The sequence below is a fragment of the Macrococcus armenti genome (assembly GCF_020097135.1).
In the GTDB taxonomy this organism is placed as follows: domain Bacteria; phylum Bacillota; class Bacilli; order Staphylococcales; family Staphylococcaceae; genus Macrococcoides; species Macrococcoides armenti.
Genome location: NZ_CP083608.1, coordinates 1,804,484 through 1,825,692 on the forward strand (window position 1 = coordinate 1,804,484; position 21,209 = coordinate 1,825,692).

Sequence of the window (21,209 nt, forward strand, 5' to 3'; positions counted from 1 at the left end):
CCTTATTTTAAACCTAGATATTCTTCCAGAGTAAGACCACTTTCATAAACTTTCGTCGCTGTTTCTTTACCTAAATATCTTAAATGCCATGGTTCATACTGATATCCTGTAATATCAGACTTACCTTTCGGATAACGGATGATAAAACCATATTCATGTGCATGACGTGCAAGCCACTGACCTTCTTTCGTGTCTTCAAACGATTCCAGGAAGTCATCGCTCCCTTCAGCATTCCCTAAATCAAATGCAAGACCTGTCTGATGCTCCGAATGTCCTGGTTGCGCACTATACGTATCAGCTTTCTTCTTGCCATCTCTCGCTACATACTGCTGATATAAATTTGCCTGTGTATCATAACTGCGAAACGCACTGCGTAACACAAGGTTTAATCCCTCGCTATTACCGTTTTGAATTAATGTATTTAAATGTTCGTTAGCTGTAGCATCAACATCAGGATTATAGTTTTTTGGTAAATTGATTTCTTTATTAACGATAAGTATACCGTCAATATAAGTGATACCATCTTTTACTTCTTTATCGAGCGCCTTATTATTTACACCTTTGTTTGTCTGTATATCATTTGCATTATGTTCTATCGATTGTTTCTCTTTATTATTCTTAGTTTGCATCTCATTATTACAAGCTGAAAGCAATAGTGCAGAAATTGCGATTATTGTAAGTTTTTTCATAGTGGCTCCTCTTTTTCATTTTTTCTATTATATGACAAAAAAAGTACCGAATCAATTAAGATTCAGTACTAAAAATCCATCATTTATTGTATTAATCTTCTTTATCCATTCTTCCAAGTACTAACGTATACGCGTCGTTACCCCACTGAAGCGAACGTTTCACACGTGAGATTGTTGCAGTCGATGCACCAGACTCTTTTTCAATTGAAGCATATGTATGACCTTGTTTAATCATCTTCGCTACAAGTAAACGTTGAGATAATGATTGTAATTCATTTACTGTGCATAAATCATCAAAAAATTGATAACACTCTTCACGCGTTTCAAGCGTTAATATTGCATCAAATAAATCATCTAGTTGTTTACCTCTTAATTTGTCAATTTGCATAACACTCAACCCCTTAACCTCTTCATACTTTAATTTTATATTACTCGTATATATATGTACAGTTGAATTTCATTTGATTTCCGAAATAAATTTGTTTTTACTATGTTCTATACTCCTATTTAACCACGAAACTTTAATTCTTTAAAGTAAAAAACCACCTACGAATGTAAGTGGTTAAACTAAGTGTAAATTATTCTAATCCAGCGCGGCGGAATAATGTATCTATTTGATTTAAATGATGATTTTCGTTGAAACACTCATCAAGTTCTTCTTTAGATAATAAGTCTGTAATCTTACTATCTTGTTCAACTAACTCGCGGAATGGTGTCTTCGTTGCCCAAGATTCCATCGCTTTCGGTTGAACAGTGTCATAAGCTTCTTCTCGAACCATACCTTTATCGATTAATGTAAGCATTACACGTTGTGAGTAGATTAAACCGAATGTCTTTTCCATGTTCGCTTTCATGTTTTCTTCGTATACAGTTAAGTTGTCGATAATGTTTGTGAAGCGGTTTAACATATAATCTAATGCAATTGTTACGTCCGGTAACATAATACGTTCAGCTGATGAATGTGAAATATCACGCTCATGCCATAATGGTACGTTTTCGTATGCTGTTGTTAAGTATCCACGAATAACACGTGCGATTCCTGTAACATTTTCTGATCCAATCGGGTTACGTTTATGCGGCATCGCTGAAGAACCTTTCTGACCTTTAGCGAATGCTTCTTCTACTTCACGTGTTTCAGTTTTTTGAAGTCCACGTACTTCTACAGCAAACTTCTCAATTGATGTCGCGATTAAGCTTAATGTAGCAATGTAGTATGCATGACGATCACGTTGTAGTGTTTGTGTTGAAATTTCAGCACATCCTAATCCTAATTTTTCACATACGTAGCTTTCAATTTCAGGTGGAATGTTTGCAAAAGTACCTACTGCACCACTCATCTTACCAACTTCGATTTCTTTACGTACTTCTTTGAAACGCTTTAAGTTACGTTGCATTTCCATGTACCATAATGCCATCTTTAAACCGAATGTTGTAGGCTCTGCGTGTACACCGTGCGTTCTACCCATCATTAATGTAGTTTTATGTTTTAATGCTTTTTGTTTTAATACTTCGATGAATCTTTCAAGATCTTTCTCGATAATGTCGTTGGCTTGTTTAATCATGTAGCTTAAAGCTGTGTCAACTACGTCTGTACTTGTTAAACCGTAGTGTACCCACTTTTTCTCTTCACCTAAAGTTTCAGAAACTTGACGTGTGAATGCTACAACGTCGTGACGTGTTTCCATTTCGATTTCTTTAGCGCGCTCAACATCAACACGAGCATTCTGACGAATTAATTTCACGTCTTCTTTCGGGATATATCCAAGCTCTGCCCATGCTTCACTCGCTAAAATTTCAACTTCTAACCAAGCTTCAAATCTGTTTTGTTCCGTCCAGATGTTAGACATCTCTTCTCTTGAATAACGTTCAATCATGAATAGATTCCTCCGTAAATGTTTTGTCATAAAACAGTATATCAAATTTTTGAATATCCGTACATTGTTAATTAAATCATTTAGAAAGTTCGTGTATTAACAATGATACTTACTTCTATATTATCAGATGACATTATAATAATAAAATAAACATAAAAAAGAAGTGATTTCATTCAATCACTTCTCTTATGGATTTATTTTCTTACCTGTAAAGATAATCTGTTCTTTATATACTTCTACTTCACCTTTTTCGTTCTCACGAAATATCGGCTTCTGAAATCTTTTAACCGGCATGTAGCCTTCTAGTTTCATACGTTCTAAACATTGTGCAATCGTTTCGTTATCTTTTACTTCAAATTTCATCTGTGTCATACGCCCTTAACTTTTTACTTCTAACACCTTTAACCCAGAATCCACCGTGTATATTTTTCGGTTCATATGCGATAATAAACGCTTTTGGATCGAGTTGTTTTACTGTTTCCATTAATTTAAGTTCAAATCGGCGTGGTGTTAATATTTGCATGACGAGTCGGTCTCCATCACGACCATTTGCTGCATAGTGCGTGACACCATACCCTAAGTCTCTTAAAGTTTTCGGAATTTCTTTATCGTATTCAGCTGTAGTCACGTTAATGACGATATAGCCGAGCGCGATCATTTCTTCAATCTTCATTCCGACGATGATACCTGCACCGAAACCGAGTGCATATGCGATAATGTTCTCAATTTTATCGAGTCCATTCATAACCATTCCAAGCCCTACAATGTAAATGAGTACTTCAAGTACTGACACAAACGCTGCTAAATAACGGTATCCTTTCAGCGTTAATATCATACGCATCGTTAAAAACGATACATAGAAAATATTAATGACAAATATGAGCAGTACTGTAATCCATGGATTATCTATTGGTGGCACTGTATCCCCCCTAAAAAATTAATTATTAAATTCTACTACTGAAATTAAAGATACGCAATGATTTTTTATTTCACTAGTTCATCAAATGAATATCTCGTGATCGGTAACATACGTTTATGCTGTGTTTTCAAATAGTGTCCTTCAATAACCTTCTGTGCTTTTTCACTTACGCTTTTACCTTCTAAATAGTCATCAATTTCATCATATGTAACACCGAGTGCTGTTTCATCCGGAAGTTGTGGCTTATCTTCTTCTAAGTCTGCTGTCGGCACTTTGTTGTATAAATGTTCCGGACAATTCAGTTCCTTTAATATCGCTTTACCTTGGCGCTTGTTTAAACCTGCTAACGGGAATATATCCGCACCGCCATCACCAAACTTCGTATAAAACCCTGTAATGCTTTCTGCTGCATGGTCTGTGCCGACAACGATACCGCTATGTGCTGCCGCTATTGAATACTGCGCCTTCATACGTTCACGTGCCTTTTCATTCCCTTTTTGGAAGTCCGTAAGCGTTACACCTGCTTGTAGCAACGTATTAATACTTGCATCTACTGCTTGTTTAATATTAATCGTAAACAGTTTGTCCGGTTGAATAAACGTCAGCGCGTCCTCACAATCCTGCTCGTCCTTCTGAACGCCGTATGGTAATCGTACTGCGATAAATTCGATTTCACGCTCTGACTTTAGTTCATCAACTGCAAGCTGACATAACTTACCTGTCAGTGTCGAATCCTGTCCACCAGATATACCGAGGACAAGCGATTTAATAAATGGATACGTACGCACATATTCTTTAATAAAATCTATTATCGCGCGCATCTCAACTTTTGGATCAATTGATGGTTTGCTATATAACGCTTTAATAATATCTCGTTGTAACACGCTACTTCACTTCTTTCACTTTATTAGAAACTTCATAAATTTCCTGATTTTTGTTTTCCCAGCATAATAAGCTTAAATCAACCGGATATTCTTCCGGATTTAAATAACGAATCGTCTCTTCCCATAATAAGTTTAAGTTATCCTGTAAGTACTTGCGTGACACTTCAAGTGAAGGCACTTCATATACAAGTTCACCATTTACAAAGATATCTTTATGCAAGTCTCTTGCCGTGAAGTCGTTAATCCACTTCTGTTTATACGTATGAATTGGATGGAACATCTTCAGCGGACGTTCTTTCATCGGATCTTCAAAGTCGAGCGTAATATAATCTCCTTCAGACTTATTCGTCTGATTGTTAATAATGCGGTATACATTTTTCTTTCCTGGCGTCGTCACTTTTTCAGCGTTGTTTGAAATTTTGATGCGATCTTCTAACTGTCCTACTTTATTCTCAATTGCAACGAGCTTATACACTGCACCAAGTGCTGGTTGATCGAATGCTGTAATTAGTTTCGTACCGATACCCCAAGCTGCAATTTTTGCACCTTGCTGTTTAAGTGCGATAATCGTTTTTTCATCAAGATCATTTGATGCGAAAATTTTTGCATCCGGGAATCCCGCTTCATCAAGCATGCGACGCGCTTCTTTTGACAAGTAGGCTAAGTCACCTGAATCTAGACGAATACCAACAAAGTTAATCTTATCCCCTAATTCTTTTGCAACACGAATTGCATTCGGCACACCAGACTTTAATGTATGGAATGTATCTACTAAGAACACACAGTTTTTATGACGTTCTGCATATTTTTTAAATGCGACATACTCATCATCATATGCCTGAACCATCGCATGCGCATGCGTTCCAGAAACCGGTATACCGAATAATTTCCCTGCGCGCACATTACTTGTTGAATCAAAGCCGGCAATATAAGCAGCACGTGTCCCCCAAATTGCTGCATCTAATTCCTGAGCACGACGCGTACCGAATTCCATTACGATTTCATCGCCGACGACTTGTTTAATACGACTTGCTTTCGTTGCGATTAATACTTGGAAGTTAACGATATTTAATATCGCTGTTTCTAGTAACTGTGCCTGAATTAATGGTGCTTCAACACGAAGTAACGGTTCGTTATTAAAACACACTTCCCCTTCCTGCATCGCACGAATATTACCAGTAAAATTTAAATCCTTTAAGTAAGATAAATAATCATCCTTATACCCTAACGTCTTTAAATAGGCCATGTCCGTTTCAGAAAACTTAAATCCTTTAACATAATCAATAATGCGTTCTAATCCGGCAAATACAGCATATCCGTTATCAAATGGCATGCTTCGGAAATAAACATCAAACACTGCTATCTGTTCATGAATACCATCATTCCAATATGTTTCTCCCATATTAATCTGATATAAATCCGTGTGTAACATTAAGCTATCATCTTCATATTTATACATTCTTTTCTCCCCTATTCATTTGCTCATATCTTCTTCATATTACCATAGTGAATTCATTTAGGCATTGCTTTAACATTCTGTTACAATTAATGTAAGGAGGCCTGTTATGTTCAAGAAAAATTTCATCATTTTATCTATCATCGTATCAATATCAGGTATGACACAAGGAATGTTATTACCACTTATCGCAATCATATTCGAACATGATAACGTTTCATCATTTATTAACGGACTTCATGCTTCTTCTATATATATCGGTGTCTTTTTAGCTTCATTATTTCTAGAAGGACTACTCCGTAAATTTGGCTATAAAAACTTAATTATTATCGGTGGTGCAATCATATTCTTATCGCTCGGTCTGTTTCCGATACTTGAGAACATGACACTCTGGTTTATACTACGATTGCTCGTCGGCGTCGGAGATAACATGCTGCACTTCTCAACACAATCATGGCTTACAGAATCGACACCGAGACATAAACTCGGTCGCATCATTTCAATCTATGGCTTAAGCTTTTCAGCAGGCTTTATGGTCGGGCCGTTACTATCTAAATTATATGATATACATGAATCACTACCTTTTGTTACAAGCAGTTTACTCACGCTTTGTGCCTGCAGTTTAATATTGTTACTGAAAAACCAATATCCTGAAGCACAGACATCTGTGATTTCACTCAAGAACACAACTGCAAATTTCGGTAAAGTAATGAAGACGAGCTGGGTCGCATTTTTATTTCCGATGATGTATGGCGTGCTGGAAGCATGTTTAAACAGTAACTTCCCGGTATTCGCTATGAAAAATGGCGTCGATGTCAATTTAATCATCTTAATTATTCCTGCGTTCAGCTTAGGGGCGATTATGTTCCAGGTACCACTCGGTATGATTTCAGACAAAGTCAATCGTAACGTACTGCTATCAACCGTGACATTTATCGGGGCATGTATCTTTATATTATGTCAATTCTTTATTAGTAATGGTTATGTATTACTTGTCCTATTTTTTATCGCAGGCATCTTTATCGGATCGCTTTATTCACTAGGTGTTACATTAATGACAGAAATCACACCGAAAGTACTCTTGCCAGCAGGAAACTTAATGTGCGGACTGATATTCAGTATCGGTAGTATAACTGGACCGATTATCGGTGGGATGACGATACAGTTCTCACACAACACACAATTTTTTAGCTTTATTGCCGCTATACTCCTGTTTATCAGTATTGCTACAATATACGACTACAGAAAGCGACTGACAATTAGAAATGAGGGATGACATGGTCATCAATGAAGCAAAAGCTTTCATAACACAATTCTATAAAGAACAATGTTTAAGTGAACAATTAATGAAAGCACGTATTAAAGAAGTAGAAAAAGAAATAAAAGAAACTGACACATATACACATACATTTGAAGAACTCGAATACGGCGCACGTGTTGCATGGCGTAACAGTAATCGTTGTATCGGCAGACTATTCTGGGATAAGTTGAAAGTAATAGATAACAGACATATCGATAGTGAAGCGGGATTTATCGAAGCAATTGAACACCATATAGAAAGCGCAACGAACGACGGCATGATCATACCGACAATTACAATATTTGCTGATGCAAATAAACAGCGCATAAAACTATATAACGACCAGCTTATTCGCTACAGTGATGACCCGATAGTGCGTGAAACGAAAGCGCTTATTGAACATACAGGGTATACAAATTTCGGTAAGTTCCTGCCACTCCTTTATTCGGTTGATGGTACATTTAAAACGCATGACATTAACAACGACATTATAAAAGAAGTACCGATTACACATCCAGAACATGAAGCATTCAATCAATTAAAACTCGCATGGTATGCAGTGCCGATTATTTCAAGCATGGACTTAAAAATCGGCGGACTCACATATCCGTTAGTGCCATTTAACGGCTGGTATATGGAAAGTGAAATCGCAAGCAGAAACTTCCTCGACGACTACCGTTATGACAAGATGAAAGATATCGCAGAAGCGCTCGGTTTCGATACGACGACAACAGCAAGTTACTGGAGAGACAGAACCGTTGTTGAGATGAATTATGCAGTATATCACTCATTCAAAGCGCACGGCGTCTCAATCGTGGATCACTATACAGCGAGCAGACAATTCGCACGCTTCGAACAAAACGAAGCAGATGAAGGAAGAAAAGTAACCGGAGACTGGACATGGCTAATACCTCCTATCTCACCATCAATCGTGCATAACTTCCATAAAGGGTATAAGAATATATACAACAATCCAAATTTCTATTACAAGAAAAAGATTGGCAAATGCCCGTTTATGTGATGTTTGAATGAGACAATTGGACAATTTCAGGGGGCTGTCACGACTCGGTGTTAAGTTGTGACAATTTCAAGGGTTTTGTCACGACTCGGTGTTAAGTTGTGACAATTTCAAGGGTTTTGTCACGACTCGGTGTTAAGTTGTGACAATTTCAAGGGTTTTGTCACGACTCGGTGTTAGGTTGTGACAATTTCAAGGGTTTTGTCACGACTCGGTGTTAGGTTGTGACAATTTCAAGGGTTTTGTCACGACTCGGTGTTAAGTTATGACAATTTCAAGGGTTTTGTCACGACTCGGTGTTAAGTTGTGACAATTTCTATATATCTTTCGTATAAATTTTATTGGAGGAACGGAATGTGAAGATTACTACATACGCATTTAACATACATTTACATGACCTCGAATACGAACATAAAAACAAGACATTATCGCCTGCCAACCAGCATCAAACTCTCATTCCTATTGGAGAAGATTTCAAAAAGATAGAACTATTTAGTATCGAAGACAATGAAGGATATTTTGAAGGAAGTATCACCATCGATTACAACGGACAAGAAATAGTAAAAAAGCATATACAAACTTGTGATTTATACATGCTTTGGTTTGACTTATATCAAACAACTATTTCAAATGAATATGAATTCTCCTACTTAGATATTGATTTTGAAATTCATACAATTAAAAAAGAAAAAAGTATTGTTCTTACTATGTATGAAACAAAGGAAAATCAAGTTACTTATACACTACCTTTAGATGAATATACGCAGGCTATTAAAGTAGGTTTACTTGAATTTTATAATCACTTAAATCATGATTATGTCCGAAATAATTTCGATAGTCCTTATTACTTTATGCTTGAAAAAATTTATACGAGTATTAATTACATTGGGAGTTAACTTGTATGTCATCTAATACTTTTGATCATCTGCATGTTGGATAATATGATAACAGCTATGAAATTGTTAACATATTAAAAGAATACGAGTATGTTAATTATATCCACTATAAGATATTAGAGATAGATAAAAACGAATTAAGTTATGAAGAAGCTTTTAATTATTTTAAAGAATAGTTAACAAAGGTTGAATTAATAATTCAGCCTTATCCAACTCTAAAAGTCTCTAATTTTCTTAAACATGAACTGCACCCCAATAGTTAAGTTTTAGATTTAACTATTGGGGTGCAGTTCACTAGTCTCTTTTCCCTTTATAACATTTAATTATATATCACACTTGTAAACCGATACTCTAAATCGATCTCATTCATCACTTCTCCCCTACATTCTCTGATGCTACTTCAATCACATCAAAGAAGTCATCTACTTCTTCTTTTTTTATATTTTTCAAGTTTTTATTTTGTGCGCATACGACATGCGATGCCTGTCCTATCTTAACGGAACATGAATCACCTTCAAAGTCGTTATCAACGATATATATATCTTTATTTTTTGCGCCTTCATAGCTCTGGAATAGTATCGCGTGTTTATCTTTAATACCTTTGAATGTGTTGCACCTAATAACTGTAAGCTCTCCCGCTTCTCCTTTATGCACATGGCCGGATAAGTCTGTCGTATACTTACCACTTTTTGTTGAACGGTATCGAATACCACCTGCACAGTCGATAAATTCATTATCGTGAATATGCAGTACTTTTGATTTCAGGAATGTCAGTGCATAATCGCCCATTCCTTCGAATGTATTGTTTCGCACTGTTATATTCTCATAGTAAACTTCATGGTGACTCGCATGTGAGCCAATCGCACGGTTCCACGGTTTCATTGACGGATCTCCTGAGTTTCCGAAATAGCAGTTTTCGATAATAACATTTTTCGTCGGTGTTGCATCATATGCTCCAAACTTCGGAAATGAGTCTTTCAGCTGCAAATCAATTTGTATCGCTTCACTGAATGCACGTTCCCCACTATCATCTCGAAATCCAAGAAACTTACATCCTGATACTTTAAATCCATCTAGTCCACATGCATCTATTGCATGTCCTTGTACGACGTTTTTAAATGTCACATCTTTTATCGTAATTTCACGTGCATGTCCAAGCGACATTATTGTGTTGTTATAGTTCAGTAAGTGTCCGTTCTGATTAAACGTCCCACCTTCTATCGTAATAAATCCATTGCCTTCGTATCCTTTATACTGATCACCTTTATTGCCATTTTTAAGAAGTGCAAATGGGCTCATTCTAATAATTTCTGCATCTTTATGCAGTTGTAAGTACGTATGATTATAAATGACAAGCTCTTTAGATATATAATACTTACCTTTTGGAACATATATTTTTACGGGGTGTTGCTTCGCAATATTTAGTGCTCGCTGAAACCCTATCGTATCAAAGATGATATTTTTCCCTTTTACGCCACAATTTAATACGTTTACTTTTTTCAATAATTCCACCTACATCTCTTTTATACTATAATGTTGAGTATACCCATTTTTACGTAAATTATGTTAAGGAGTGATTGTTTTGAAGGATGCTTTAATTATTGTAGATTATTCGTATGACTTCGTTGCGCTTGATGGTAAATTGACTTGTGGTGAACCGGCAATTGCTTTAGAATCAGCACTTGCTGCTAAGTGGGAGCAATATGTGAATGCCGATAAACCGGTATATGTACTGATGGATTTACATTTTGAAAATGATACGCATCACCCTGAATCGAAGCTTTTCCCTCCTCATAATATTGAGGGCACAGATGGTAGAAAGTTATACGGAAAGCTTGATGCGTTATATCAAAGAGATAAAGAGAACGACAATGTCTACTGGTTAGATAAACGTCGCTATAGCGCATTCAGTGGTACACCACTGCATCAGTTACTGACTGAACGTGGTATTCACAATATCGAACTTACAGGTGTATGTACGGATATTTGCGTATTACATACTGCAATGGATGGTTATAATTTAGGCTATGAGATGTACGTTGACGAACGTGCAGTCACGTCGTTCAATGCGACAGGTCACGCATATGCACTGGAACACTTCAAAAATGTATTAGGCATGACTGTAGATAGCGCCGAATAATCGTGATAAACTAATAACAAACATGTTTAAAGGAGAAGAACTATGACAATTTTAACTTTTGGACATCAAAATCCAGATACAGACACAATCACTTCAGCTTTAGTAATGGCTGACTTACAAAAAGCTTTAGGAAAAGATATTGAAGCTGTACGTTTAGGCGATATTAACGGCGAAACTGAATATGCATTAAATAACTTCGGCGTAGCAGCACCACGCTTAATCGAAAAGCTGAATAAGGAAGAAGTTATTTTAGTTGACCATAACGAATTCCAGCAATCAGCTTCTGGTATTGAAGAGGCAACAATCTTAATGGTAGTAGACCACCACCGTATCGCAAACTTCGAAACTGCTGGTCCACTTTACTACCGTGCTGAGCCTGTAGGATGTACGGCAACGATTTTACGTAAGATGTACAAAGAAAACGATGTAGAAATCAAACCTGAGATTGCTGGTTTAATGTTATCTGCAATCATTTCAGATACTTTATTATTCAAGTCACCAACTTGTACAGATGAAGATATAAAAGCTGCTGAAGCTTTAGCTGAAATTGCAAACATCGACCTTCAGTCATACGGTCTTGAAATGTTAAAAGCAGGTGCATCAACGAAAGATAAAACTGCTGAAGAACTATTAAATATCGATGCCAAGTCTTTCGCTATGGGTGATCACGAAGTACGTGTTGCACAAGTAAACACTGTAGATATCGACGAAGTGCTTGCACGTCAGGATGAACTTGAACAAGCAATTAACGCTGAAACTGCTCAAGAAGGTTATGCATTATTCGTACTTGTTGTGACGGATATCTTAAATTCTAACTCTAAAGTTTTAGCACTAGGCCAACAACAACCTGCAGTGGAAAAAGCATTCAATGTAGCACTTGATCAAAACACAGCATTATTAGAAGGCGTTGTGTCTCGTAAGAAGCAAGTTGTTCCACAATTAACAGCTGCACTTACTGAATAAGGAGTGAGTTAAATGGAAATATTGCAAGGAGAAAATAAATTTTATGTTGGAAATGCTGCATCACCTGATGCTGAAATTACGTTTCAACGTTCTGGTGATGCCATCGTAATCGACCATACATTTACAGATCCTAAATTACGTGGTCAGGGCGTTGCGAAAGCACTTGTTGAACGTGCTGTTCAATATGCGCGCGACAACAACTTAAAAGTTACACCGCTTTGTTCTTATGCGCGTGTCGTAATGGAAAGAGATCCTGCAATGCAATCATTAATTAAATAAATCAAAGGCGCGATTCGTAAATACGAATCGCGCCTTTGATTTGAAAGAATGAAAAAATGGTATGGTGTTATTATATACCGAATTATCTGAATAATCAATAATTAATTTACATTTTTATTAAAACAATAAATCCATCTGAACTTTTATTTCGTCAATAAGCTGCATCGTTTTGCTCGAAGTCTCAATATTAAAGTCATTACTGCCTTCATTGATCGCTTTAATAAAATGCGCAATCTCATATTGCATCGGTAGTCCGTCACAGCTGAATGTATCGATTACTTCCCCTGCGCGATTCATCTTTACGATGTGAGATGGCGCCGAAATTTTATCGATTGTAATGATTCCTTCTTCACCGATAATTTCTGATGGTAAATGACTATCAATAATTTTCGAAAATGATAAAAGCGCCGTCATATTATGATAGTTACAAATTACTGTACCTTGGCAATCCGCACCTGTCGATAATATCTTTCCAGTTGCCTGAACGGTTTTAGGATATCCAAATAAATCAACGAGTGGGCTAATCGTATACACCCCTAAATCCATTAAAGCACCATTCCCTAACTCCGGTTTGAATGCATTTTCGATAATGCCCGATTTATATTTATCAAATCTTGAAGAATATTGGTTATAATGAAAATTAACACGTCTTACTGTACCGATTTCATCAATCCATGTTTTTAGCTTTAAATATGCTGGTGAATATATACTTTTCATCGCTTCCATAAAATGCACGCCATTATTTTCCTGTGCCTGGACCATTAAATTAAAGTTCTTTAAAGAAGTCGTAATCGGCTTTTCAGAAAGCACGTGTTTCTTATGATTCATTGCTTGAATCGCCTGCTGATGATGATATATATTTGGTGTAGCAATATAGATTGCCTCTAATGCGTCATCTGCTAAAAACGTATCAAAGTTATCGGTATAATTCGGAAAGTTATGGCGTTCGCTAAATGCCTTCGCCCTATCCATTGTTCTTGAGTACACGCTGTGAAGTTCGAAACCTTCCGTAACTTTACCCGCTTCAATAAAACGATCTGTAATCCAGTTCGTTCCGATAATTCCAAATTTCATAGTAACACCTCGTAATCAAGTTTTTTTATAGTATACCCTATTTATAAATAGATGGAGGCCAAATTTATGATAAATTCCAAACTTTCGCATATACGTGATTTCTTTGACACAGATGCGACGAAAGATGTAAAATTCAGAAAGAAATATTTGAAAGCATTAAAGAAAGCGATTAAGAAATATGAAAGCGAAGTTCTTGAAGCACTGGCAAGCGATCTCGGGAAGAATAAAGTTGAAGCTTATGCGACAGAAGTAGGTTTCGTACGCAAAGAACTTTCATTTGTGTTAAAGGAATTAAAAGGCTGGACGAAAACAAAGTCAGTGACAACACCGATGATGCAGTTTCCTGCAAAAAGTTTCATTCAATATGAACCTTATGGCACTGTGCTTGTGATCGGTCCATTTAATTATCCGTTCCAGCTTGTTATGTCCCCTCTTATCGGTGCACTCGCTGCAGGTAACTGCGCTGTTGTTAAACCTTCTGAGATGACACCCGCTACAAGTGAAGTGATTCAGCGTATTATCGAAGAAGTATTTCCGGAAAATTACGTCACTGTTATTCAAGGAGAAAAAGAAGTTACATCTGCACTGCTTGATGAACGTTTTGATTATATTTTCTTTACGGGTAGTACACGCGTCGGACAAATTGTATACGAGAAAGCGAGCAAGCACTTAACTCCAGTAACACTTGAACTTGGCGGAAAGAGCCCTGTCATCATTGATGAGACAGCTAATCTTAAAGTCGCTGCAGAACGCGTCGCTTTCGGTAAGTTTATGAATGCCGGACAAACTTGTGTCGCACCAGACTACGTGCTTGTACATAATAAAGTAAAGATGAAGTTCGTAAAAGCTTTACAGACAACCATTCATGAATTTTATGGTAGTAATATTGAGCAGAGCGAGGATTTCGGCCGTATCGTAAACGAGCACCATTTCAATAGATTAAAAGAAATAATCGATAACGATCACCGCTTCATTATTTATGGTGGTAATAATAATCGAGCAGAACGTTTTATTGAACCGACTGTAATGCTTGATCCTTCAATGGAATCAGCAGCGATGCAGGATGAAATATTCGGTCCAGTATTGCCGGTTATCGGCTACGATGATATGGACGAAGTATATCGCACAATTAAACAATTCGAAAAACCGCTCGCACTGTATTTATTTTCAGAAGATGATGACCAGGTTGAAACAGTATTCAGCAAACTTTCATTCGGTGGAGGATGCGTGAATGACACAATTCTGCATTTAGCTAACCCGAATTTACCGTTCGGCGGCGTAGGACACTCAGGCATCGGACATTATCACGGCAAGTACTCATTCGAATGTTTCAGCCATACGAAAAGCTATATTACAAAAAGCACTAAACTAGAATCAGGACTTTTATTCCCACCATACAAAGGCAAATTCAAATATGTGAAACAACTGTTTAAATAAATTTGAGAGCGAAATTGGCGTGTTGCCAATTTTGCTTTTGTTTTTTGCCCCGATTTTGGCACCGCGCCAATTTCTGTATATTAATTTTTAAATAAAATTATATAACACTAATATTTACGAATCTATAAATACTTTTTACATAAAATTATCATATATCTCCTATAATTAAATCATCATATATAAGGAGCAGAAAATGATATTACAACATCGAAAAATGGATGATGAACTTGTTTATAAATTACAAATCGCCAGAAGAAAAAAAGTAAATTCCAATGAGCTTAAAGAACTTGAATATAAGTTGAGAGGATATTTCGGTGAAGTGGCTTTCGATAAATTATCGGATAATGCACTGGTCGAAGGTATTATGCTGAGAAATTTAAAATATAAGGTTAATGGTCCTATATTTCAGATTGATAGTTTGATTTTCATGAATGGCACATTATACTTATTCGAAGTAAAAGATTTTTCAGCTGATTTACACTATACAGATGGAAAATATTTTTATGAAGATGGAAAACCAAGCACCAGAATAAATGAACAGAAAATACGTACGCCTAATTTATTCACAACTTTATTAAATAATCATCAAATAAACCACAGTTTTCACTACTACAATGTATTTATTAATCCCACTCACAAAATATACGGCTACAAGCCGACCGATAAAATTCTGGAACATTCCAGAATCAGTAAATTTATCAATGAGAATAGTCGACTTCCTATAAGTACATATGATTTAGAATGTTGTGAGTACTTATTACGTGTTCAAGATAACTCTGACCCTTTTAATTACAGATCTCCTCAAGTTTTCTCACATTTAAAAAAAGGTGTTTTATGTAAATGCATGAAGTCTTTTTACGAAAAAAGTTCCAATAGGCGATATACATGTCTTTCATGTAATCATACGATTAATTGTGACGAGCTTCTAATAAAGGCTATCGAGGAAATAAAAATAATTTTCCCTGGAGAACGTATTACGATGCATATTTTAAATATCTGGACCGGGAATGTAATGAGTAGAGAAAAAATCCGATTGTTTTTAAACAAATACTATATGCGACATCGTATGGGTAGTATTATTTATTATGAGTGAAGTTGGTGTTGTGCCAATTTCACTCATATTTTTTCCCTCGATTTTGGCACCGCACCAATTTCGCACACACATCACAACCTCGATTTTGGCACCGCGCCAATTTCGCACTCACATCACAACCTCGATTTTGGCACCGCGCCTATTTCGCACTCACATTCCACCTCGATTTTGGCACCGCGCCAATTTTGCACACACATTCCACCTCAATTTTGGCACCGCGCCAATTTCGCAAGAGTCAATCGCAGCCCCAAATCTCTCATCCCAATCCACAAAAAACACCGGACACACATGTCCGGCATTCAATTCAATTATTTAACAAACTGTACACATACTGCTTCAGGTGCGCGTGCTTGATCATCTAACAATGTTAATCGACCTGTCTGTTTATTACGCTCGAACAAACTTAACACACCATCACGTTCATGCGCACATACTAAATATGTGTCGCTTGCATCAATATTAAAATCACGTGGCCAGTCACCTTGTGTTGCAACAATTTCAACATACTCAAGTGCCGAACCTTCACCCAGCACTTTGAACACCGCAATAGACTGGTGTCCACGATTTGATACATAAACAAACTGCTGGTCATGGCTCATTCGCACCGCTGCACCTTGTGAATGACCTGTAAAGTCTTCAGGTAGTGCCGAATATTTCTCCAGCATGTCAAACTTACCATCGCTGTAAGATAACACAACGACTTCATTGCTCAACTCGGTGAACAAGTATGCGTATTTCCCGTTTTCATGAAACACAAGGTGTCTCGGTCCCATACCTGGTTCTACGTTTAATACACTGACTTGCTTAAACCCGTCTTCTCCAAACATGAATGTAATCACTTCATCTGTTCCCAGATCTACTGCAACTGCATATCCATCATGCGTTTCCTGAATGTAATGCGTATGTGCATTATCCTGACGCTCTTTGTTCAGCCCACTGCCTTGCTGTTGATGTGTATCTATTAATCTCTCTACAGCACCTTTTTCATCCAGTGCATATAATCTTACTAAGCCCGGTCCATACACCGCTTCTAACAAATATTTACCATCGTGACTTACCCATAGATGACAGCCACTATCTGTCGATTCCAGCAAGTCATTGATGACCGTTAGCTGTGTACCCATCTGGTAACTTTGAATTCCCGCACCGTGCTCAGACTTTTTAATACCATATAACTTATCTCCTGATTGCTGAATGTAAGTTGAAGCACTTACTTCGTATCCTGTCTCTACAGACGTAATCTTATTTAAGTCGGTATCGATTTCAAATGTGTATATGCCTTTACCGTCATTTTTCGTGTAAGATCCTAACAAACCTTTAATTTTAGTCATGTTTACGCCTCCTCATTCTTATATTAACAAATCCAATAATTCATTGCTCACTTTAACGCACAAAAAAACTTTTAAAAATATAAAAATTTTTGTTGCGCAAAGTTTAGTAATACATTACAATTTGTTTGGTATTAATAAATGACAGTTTTACATAACTATTTGTTAAGTAAAACTATATTTAAATCTTTACCATTTTTAAGGAGTTGGCCAATGATTCATACACATTACAACAAGGCTGTTCATAGTATTGATAAAGTTAAACATCATACTACGCCTTTGTTTACTGCCTTAAAAAAATACGAAAATGAACAAGTAACGAGCTTTGACGTTCCTGGTCATAAACGCGGGCTTGACCCCGATTATGCACTGAATTATTACGGTTTGCGCACGTTACGACACGATGTGAATTCAATGCCGACACTGGATAACTTTGATCATCCGACAAGTGTTATACATGATGCACAAGCATTAATGGCGGACTTATTTTTAGCTGAGGAAGCGCACTTTCTCTTAAACGGGACAACGTCTGGTATTCAGGCGATGATTCTTTCTACGCTTAAACCGAAAGATAAATTACTGCTCCCGAGAAACGTGCATAAATCCGTACTTAACGCGATGGCACTTGCTGATGTAACGCCAGTATACATGGTACCTGAATTCGATACTGAATACGGTATCGCACATAATATAAGCGTTGAAACTGTTCGTAAAACTATTACTGAGCACCCTGACGCGAAAGCACTATTCATTATGAATCCAACTTATTTCGGTGCTGTAAGTGATTTAAAGGAAATTGTGGACATTGCACATAATGCCGGCATACCCGTACTCGTCGATGAAGCACACGGTGCACATTACCGCTTCTCAGAACACTTGCCACTTTCAAGTATGGAAGCTGGTGCTGATATGGCAGCGACAAGTTTACACAAAACGGGCGGGTCATTCACACAGACGAGTGTTCTATTGTTTAACAGTAAACTGATCAACAAGCATAAAGTAAAAAGCATCATCAATATGCTGACATCAACATCAGCATCATTTTTATTAATGTCTTCACTCGACATCGCTCGTCAACATCTAGCGCTGTACGGTGAAGAGAAAATTAACAACGTGCTTGCACTCGTACAGTCATTTAAACAGAAGATTAATAAAATTCCAGGCTTCTATATGTTAGAGCAGGAAAAGTTTCACACGAAATATAAACAGCAGCTGGACGAAACGAAACTGACGATATATATCGATCATCGCCTAGATTTATCAGGCTTTGAAGTTTATCACCTTCTGCGTAGCGACTATGATATTCAGATGGAACTCGCGGAACCGAATATCGTCATGGGTATCGTTTCATTTATGGATAATGAACATGAACTCAACAAATTATACGATGCACTGACTAATATTAGTCATCATCACTTTAAACCAGATAAACCTTTCGTACCGCCGATTTTAAAGCAAATGTCGATTCCGATGCAGAAGATGGGATTACGTGATGTATTCTACTCTGAAACGAAAGTTGTGCAGATTGAAGATGCTTTAAACGAAGTATGTGCTGAAAGTTTAATGATTTATCCGCCAGGTATTCCGATACTGATGGCCGGTGAAATGATTACTCAGGAAGTCATCGACTACTGGAAATTTATAAACGACCAGCCCATCATTAAAATTGGCGCTGAAAATAATAATGAAGTATTTATTATTGATAAAAAGGGAGATAATTAACAATGAAATTAACAACACTTGGAAGACACGTTTTAATCGAATATTATAACTGCGACAAAGAAATCTTAAAAGACCATGATAAAGTAGAAGTAATCATGAACGAAGCTGCACGTGTAAGTGGCGCTACAATCGTTGAAAGCTGTTTCCACACATTCAACCCATACGGTGTAAGTGGTGCAGTTATCATTTCTGAATCACATTTAACAATCCACACATGGCCTGAATATGGTTATGCATCAGTTGATGTATTCACATGTGGAGATACAGTTGATCCTTGGCGTGCTGAAGATTTCTTACAAAAAGCTTTAAAAGCTGAGTTATCAGATTCATATGAAATCGGTCGCGGTATGGCAGATAAAATCCACAAATATTCTAAAGGTGAAATCGTAGTAGAATCATTCAAACCTGTTGAAGTAGAAGTTAAATAAGGAGGACACATCATGTTAGATCTTTGGTATACAGAAAATCATACAGATAACGTACGCTTTTCAATTAAAACGAATAAACATATCCATTCAGAAACTTCTCCATTCCAGCAAATTGATTTCTTCGAATCAGAAGAATTTGGTACGTTCTTTACGTTGGATGGATTAATGATGGTAAATGAAAAGGATGAGTTTGTGTATCACGATATGATTACACACGTTGCAATGGCAACAAACCCTAACATTAAGAAAGTACTCGTTATCGGTGGCGGCGATGGTGGTACAGTACGTGAACTTACACGTTATGCATCAATCGAACAAATCGATATGGTTGAAATTGATGAGCGTGTTGTACGTTTATCTCAGGAGTATCTTCCGATTACAGCAGGTAAACTTACAGATCCACGTGTTACTTTATTATTCGAAGACGGTTTAGCATATGTTAAGAATAAAGAAGATGGTTACTACGATTTAATTTTAGTAGATTCTACTGATCCTATCGGTCCTGGTGAAGGTTTGTTCTCACATGACTTCTATAACAACTGTTTCCGAGTGTTAACAGATGACGGTATTTTAATTAACCAGCATGAATCACCTTATTATCCAAGTTACGCACATGAAATGAAGCGTGCACATTCTAAAATTAAAGGATTATTCCCGATTACACGTGTATACCAGTTCCATATGCCAACTTACCCATCAGGTCACTGGTTATTCGGATTTGCATCTAAAAAGTTCGACCCATTAAAAGATGCTGATCTGGATGCATGGAACGCACTTGGCTTAAAAACAAAATACTATAACACAGATATTCATGCAGGTGCATTCGCCCTTCCAACATTCGTTAAGGAGATGCTGAATGATGCAACCGAATAAACATGTGTATATGAGCTGCGAGTCTTCATTCGATGAAGCGACAACAGTAATATACGGCGCGCCATTTGACGGTACTGTTTCAAACCGCCCTGGCACACGCTTTGCAGCCGATGCAATTCGTTCAGAATCATACGGTCTTGAAACGTACAGCCCGTACTTAAACAAAGACTTAGAAGATGTGCGCATCATGGATTCAGGCGACGTCGATATTACAATCGGTAATAAAGTTAAAGTGTTAGATGAGTTAGAAGAAACTGCACGCACAATTTTAAATGCAGGTAAACTGCCGTTTATGATTGGTGGCGAACATTTAGTTACGCTTGGTCCTATGCGCGCCGTTCTGGAAAAGTATCCTGATGCAGTGCTCGTGCAACTTGACGCACATACAGATTTACGTGATGACTACATGGGTGAGCCACTTTCTCATGCGACCGTCGTGCGCCGTATTCATGATTTAGTTGGAGATAACCGAATTTATCAATATGGTATTCGTTCAGGTACAAAAGAAGAGTTTGGCTGGAGCGATTCACATACAGTTCTTGAGAAGTTTTCAATTGATACATTAAAGGACTTACCTGCTATTATCGGTAACACGCCTGTATATGTCACAATTGACCTAGATTGCTTAGATCCATCTATCTTCCCTGGTACAGGTACACCAGAACCAGGTGGATTAACTTACAAAGAGTTAGAGCCAGCATTTAAAGTATTTGAGCAGCTTAACGTAGTTGCAGCTGACATCGTAGAATTGTCACCACCATACGACCATAGTGGCGTTTCTAATGCAGTTGCTGCAAAAGTTGCACGTGAACTGATGCTTTCAATTACTAAATAAA

At 37.1% G+C, this 21,209-nt stretch carries 22 protein-coding genes; 12 read left to right on the forward strand and 10 right to left on the reverse strand.

What is annotated here, in order from left to right:
- Positions 1-2: 2 nt before the first annotated feature.
- The 7 genes from LAU42_RS09685 to LAU42_RS09715 form a co-directional block, all read right to left on the reverse strand.
- Complete coding sequence (locus LAU42_RS09685; protein ID WP_224183369.1) at positions 3-689, reverse strand: M15 family metallopeptidase; 687 nt, start codon at positions 687-689, stop codon at positions 3-5.
- Between the two features lie 91 nt (positions 690-780).
- The gene (locus tag LAU42_RS09690; protein ID WP_224183370.1) at positions 781-1,077 is read right to left on the reverse strand and encodes a YerC/YecD family TrpR-related protein; all 297 of its coding nucleotides are present in this window, start codon (positions 1,075-1,077) and stop codon (positions 781-783) included.
- A gap of 190 nt (positions 1,078-1,267) precedes the next feature.
- Positions 1,268-2,563, reverse strand: coding sequence for an adenylosuccinate lyase (purB, locus tag LAU42_RS09695; RefSeq protein ID WP_224183371.1), 1,296 nt, complete (start codon positions 2,561-2,563; stop codon positions 1,268-1,270).
- Between the two features lie 186 nt (positions 2,564-2,749).
- Entirely contained in the window at positions 2,750-2,926 is a 177-nt protein-coding gene (locus tag LAU42_RS09700) for an NETI motif-containing protein (protein ID WP_224183372.1), read from the reverse strand.
- Entirely contained in the window at positions 2,916-3,482 is a 567-nt protein-coding gene (locus LAU42_RS09705; RefSeq protein ID WP_224183373.1) for a DUF2179 domain-containing protein, read from the reverse strand. The genes LAU42_RS09700 and LAU42_RS09705 overlap by 11 nt, the downstream gene beginning before the upstream one ends.
- 65 nt (positions 3,483-3,547) lie before the next feature.
- On the reverse strand, positions 3,548-4,366 hold the full coding sequence (gene nadE, locus LAU42_RS09710; protein WP_224183374.1) for an NAD(+) synthase: 819 nt from the start codon (positions 4,364-4,366) through the stop codon (positions 3,548-3,550).
- A 1-nt stretch (position 4,367) separates the two neighbouring features.
- A complete protein-coding gene (locus LAU42_RS09715; RefSeq protein WP_224183375.1) occupies positions 4,368-5,825 on the reverse strand; it encodes a nicotinate phosphoribosyltransferase in 1,458 nt (485 codons plus the stop codon).
- A gap of 106 nt (positions 5,826-5,931) precedes the next feature.
- Here LAU42_RS09715 and LAU42_RS09720 point away from each other — a divergent pair, with 106 nt between their 5' ends.
- The 3 genes from LAU42_RS09720 to LAU42_RS09730 all read left to right on the forward strand — a co-directional run bounded on the left by LAU42_RS09720 (position 5,932) and on the right by LAU42_RS09730 (position 9,036).
- On the forward strand, positions 5,932-7,098 hold the full coding sequence (locus LAU42_RS09720; protein ID WP_224183376.1) for an MFS transporter: 1,167 nt from the start codon (positions 5,932-5,934) through the stop codon (positions 7,096-7,098).
- 1 nt (position 7,099) lies between these two features.
- A complete protein-coding gene (locus tag LAU42_RS09725) occupies positions 7,100-8,143 on the forward strand; it encodes a nitric oxide synthase oxygenase (RefSeq protein WP_224183377.1) in 1,044 nt (347 codons plus the stop codon).
- 353 nt (positions 8,144-8,496) lie between these two features.
- A complete protein-coding gene (locus LAU42_RS09730; protein WP_224183378.1) occupies positions 8,497-9,036 on the forward strand; it encodes a hypothetical protein in 540 nt (179 codons plus the stop codon).
- A 369-nt stretch (positions 9,037-9,405) separates the two neighbouring features.
- Here the strand turns inward: LAU42_RS09730 and LAU42_RS09735 are convergent, their stop codons facing one another.
- Positions 9,406-10,548, reverse strand: a complete 1,143-nt coding sequence (locus LAU42_RS09735) for a glycosyl hydrolase family 28-related protein (RefSeq protein ID WP_224183379.1) — start codon at positions 10,546-10,548, stop codon at positions 9,406-9,408.
- A gap of 70 nt (positions 10,549-10,618) precedes the next feature.
- Here LAU42_RS09735 and LAU42_RS09740 point away from each other — a divergent pair, with 70 nt between their 5' ends.
- From LAU42_RS09740 to LAU42_RS09750, 3 genes are read left to right on the forward strand one after another with little or no spacing between them, the layout of a single operon-like run.
- A complete protein-coding gene (locus LAU42_RS09740) occupies positions 10,619-11,176 on the forward strand; it encodes a cysteine hydrolase family protein (RefSeq protein WP_224183380.1) in 558 nt (185 codons plus the stop codon).
- Between the two features lie 42 nt (positions 11,177-11,218).
- Complete coding sequence (locus LAU42_RS09745; protein ID WP_224183381.1) at positions 11,219-12,139, forward strand: manganese-dependent inorganic pyrophosphatase; 921 nt, start codon at positions 11,219-11,221, stop codon at positions 12,137-12,139.
- Between the two features lie 12 nt (positions 12,140-12,151).
- Positions 12,152-12,418: a GNAT family N-acetyltransferase gene (locus LAU42_RS09750; protein ID WP_224183382.1), complete on the forward strand. Its 267-nt coding sequence runs from the start codon at positions 12,152-12,154 to the stop codon at positions 12,416-12,418.
- A gap of 117 nt (positions 12,419-12,535) precedes the next feature.
- Here LAU42_RS09750 and LAU42_RS09755 read toward each other — a convergent pair whose 3' ends face one another.
- The gene (locus LAU42_RS09755) at positions 12,536-13,492 is read right to left on the reverse strand and encodes a Gfo/Idh/MocA family protein (protein ID WP_224183383.1); all 957 of its coding nucleotides are present in this window, start codon (positions 13,490-13,492) and stop codon (positions 12,536-12,538) included.
- Between the two features lie 66 nt (positions 13,493-13,558).
- Between LAU42_RS09755 and LAU42_RS09760 the strand changes: the two genes are divergently transcribed.
- Both LAU42_RS09760 and LAU42_RS09765 read left to right on the forward strand, forming a co-directional pair.
- A complete protein-coding gene (locus LAU42_RS09760; protein WP_224183384.1) occupies positions 13,559-14,929 on the forward strand; it encodes an aldehyde dehydrogenase in 1,371 nt (456 codons plus the stop codon).
- 193 nt (positions 14,930-15,122) lie between these two features.
- Positions 15,123-16,022 (forward strand): nuclease-related domain-containing protein, encoded by a 900-nt coding sequence (locus LAU42_RS09765; RefSeq protein WP_224183385.1) that lies wholly within the window; start codon positions 15,123-15,125, stop codon positions 16,020-16,022.
- 308 nt (positions 16,023-16,330) lie between these two features.
- On the opposite strand, the gene LAU42_RS09770 is transcribed toward LAU42_RS09765, so the two are convergent.
- Positions 16,331-17,353, reverse strand: a complete 1,023-nt coding sequence (locus LAU42_RS09770) for a lactonase family protein (protein ID WP_224183386.1) — start codon at positions 17,351-17,353, stop codon at positions 16,331-16,333.
- 210 nt (positions 17,354-17,563) lie between these two features.
- Here LAU42_RS09770 and LAU42_RS09775 point away from each other — a divergent pair, with 210 nt between their 5' ends.
- From LAU42_RS09775 to speB, 4 genes are read left to right on the forward strand one after another with little or no spacing between them, the layout of a single operon-like run.
- Entirely contained in the window at positions 17,564-19,072 is a 1,509-nt protein-coding gene (locus LAU42_RS09775; RefSeq protein ID WP_224183387.1) for an aminotransferase class I/II-fold pyridoxal phosphate-dependent enzyme, read from the forward strand.
- Between the two features lie 2 nt (positions 19,073-19,074).
- Positions 19,075-19,500, forward strand: a complete 426-nt coding sequence (speD, locus tag LAU42_RS09780) for an adenosylmethionine decarboxylase (RefSeq protein ID WP_224183388.1) — start codon at positions 19,075-19,077, stop codon at positions 19,498-19,500.
- A gap of 12 nt (positions 19,501-19,512) precedes the next feature.
- Positions 19,513-20,373 (forward strand): polyamine aminopropyltransferase, encoded by an 861-nt coding sequence (gene speE, locus LAU42_RS09785; protein ID WP_224183389.1) that lies wholly within the window; start codon positions 19,513-19,515, stop codon positions 20,371-20,373.
- Positions 20,357-21,208 carry an agmatinase gene (gene speB, locus LAU42_RS09790; RefSeq protein WP_224183390.1) on the forward strand — a complete coding sequence of 284 codons (852 nt, stop codon included), beginning with the start codon at positions 20,357-20,359 and terminating at the stop codon, positions 21,206-21,208. Before speE ends, speB begins: the two co-directional genes overlap by 17 nt.
- The last annotated feature ends 1 nt before the right edge of the window (position 21,209 follow it).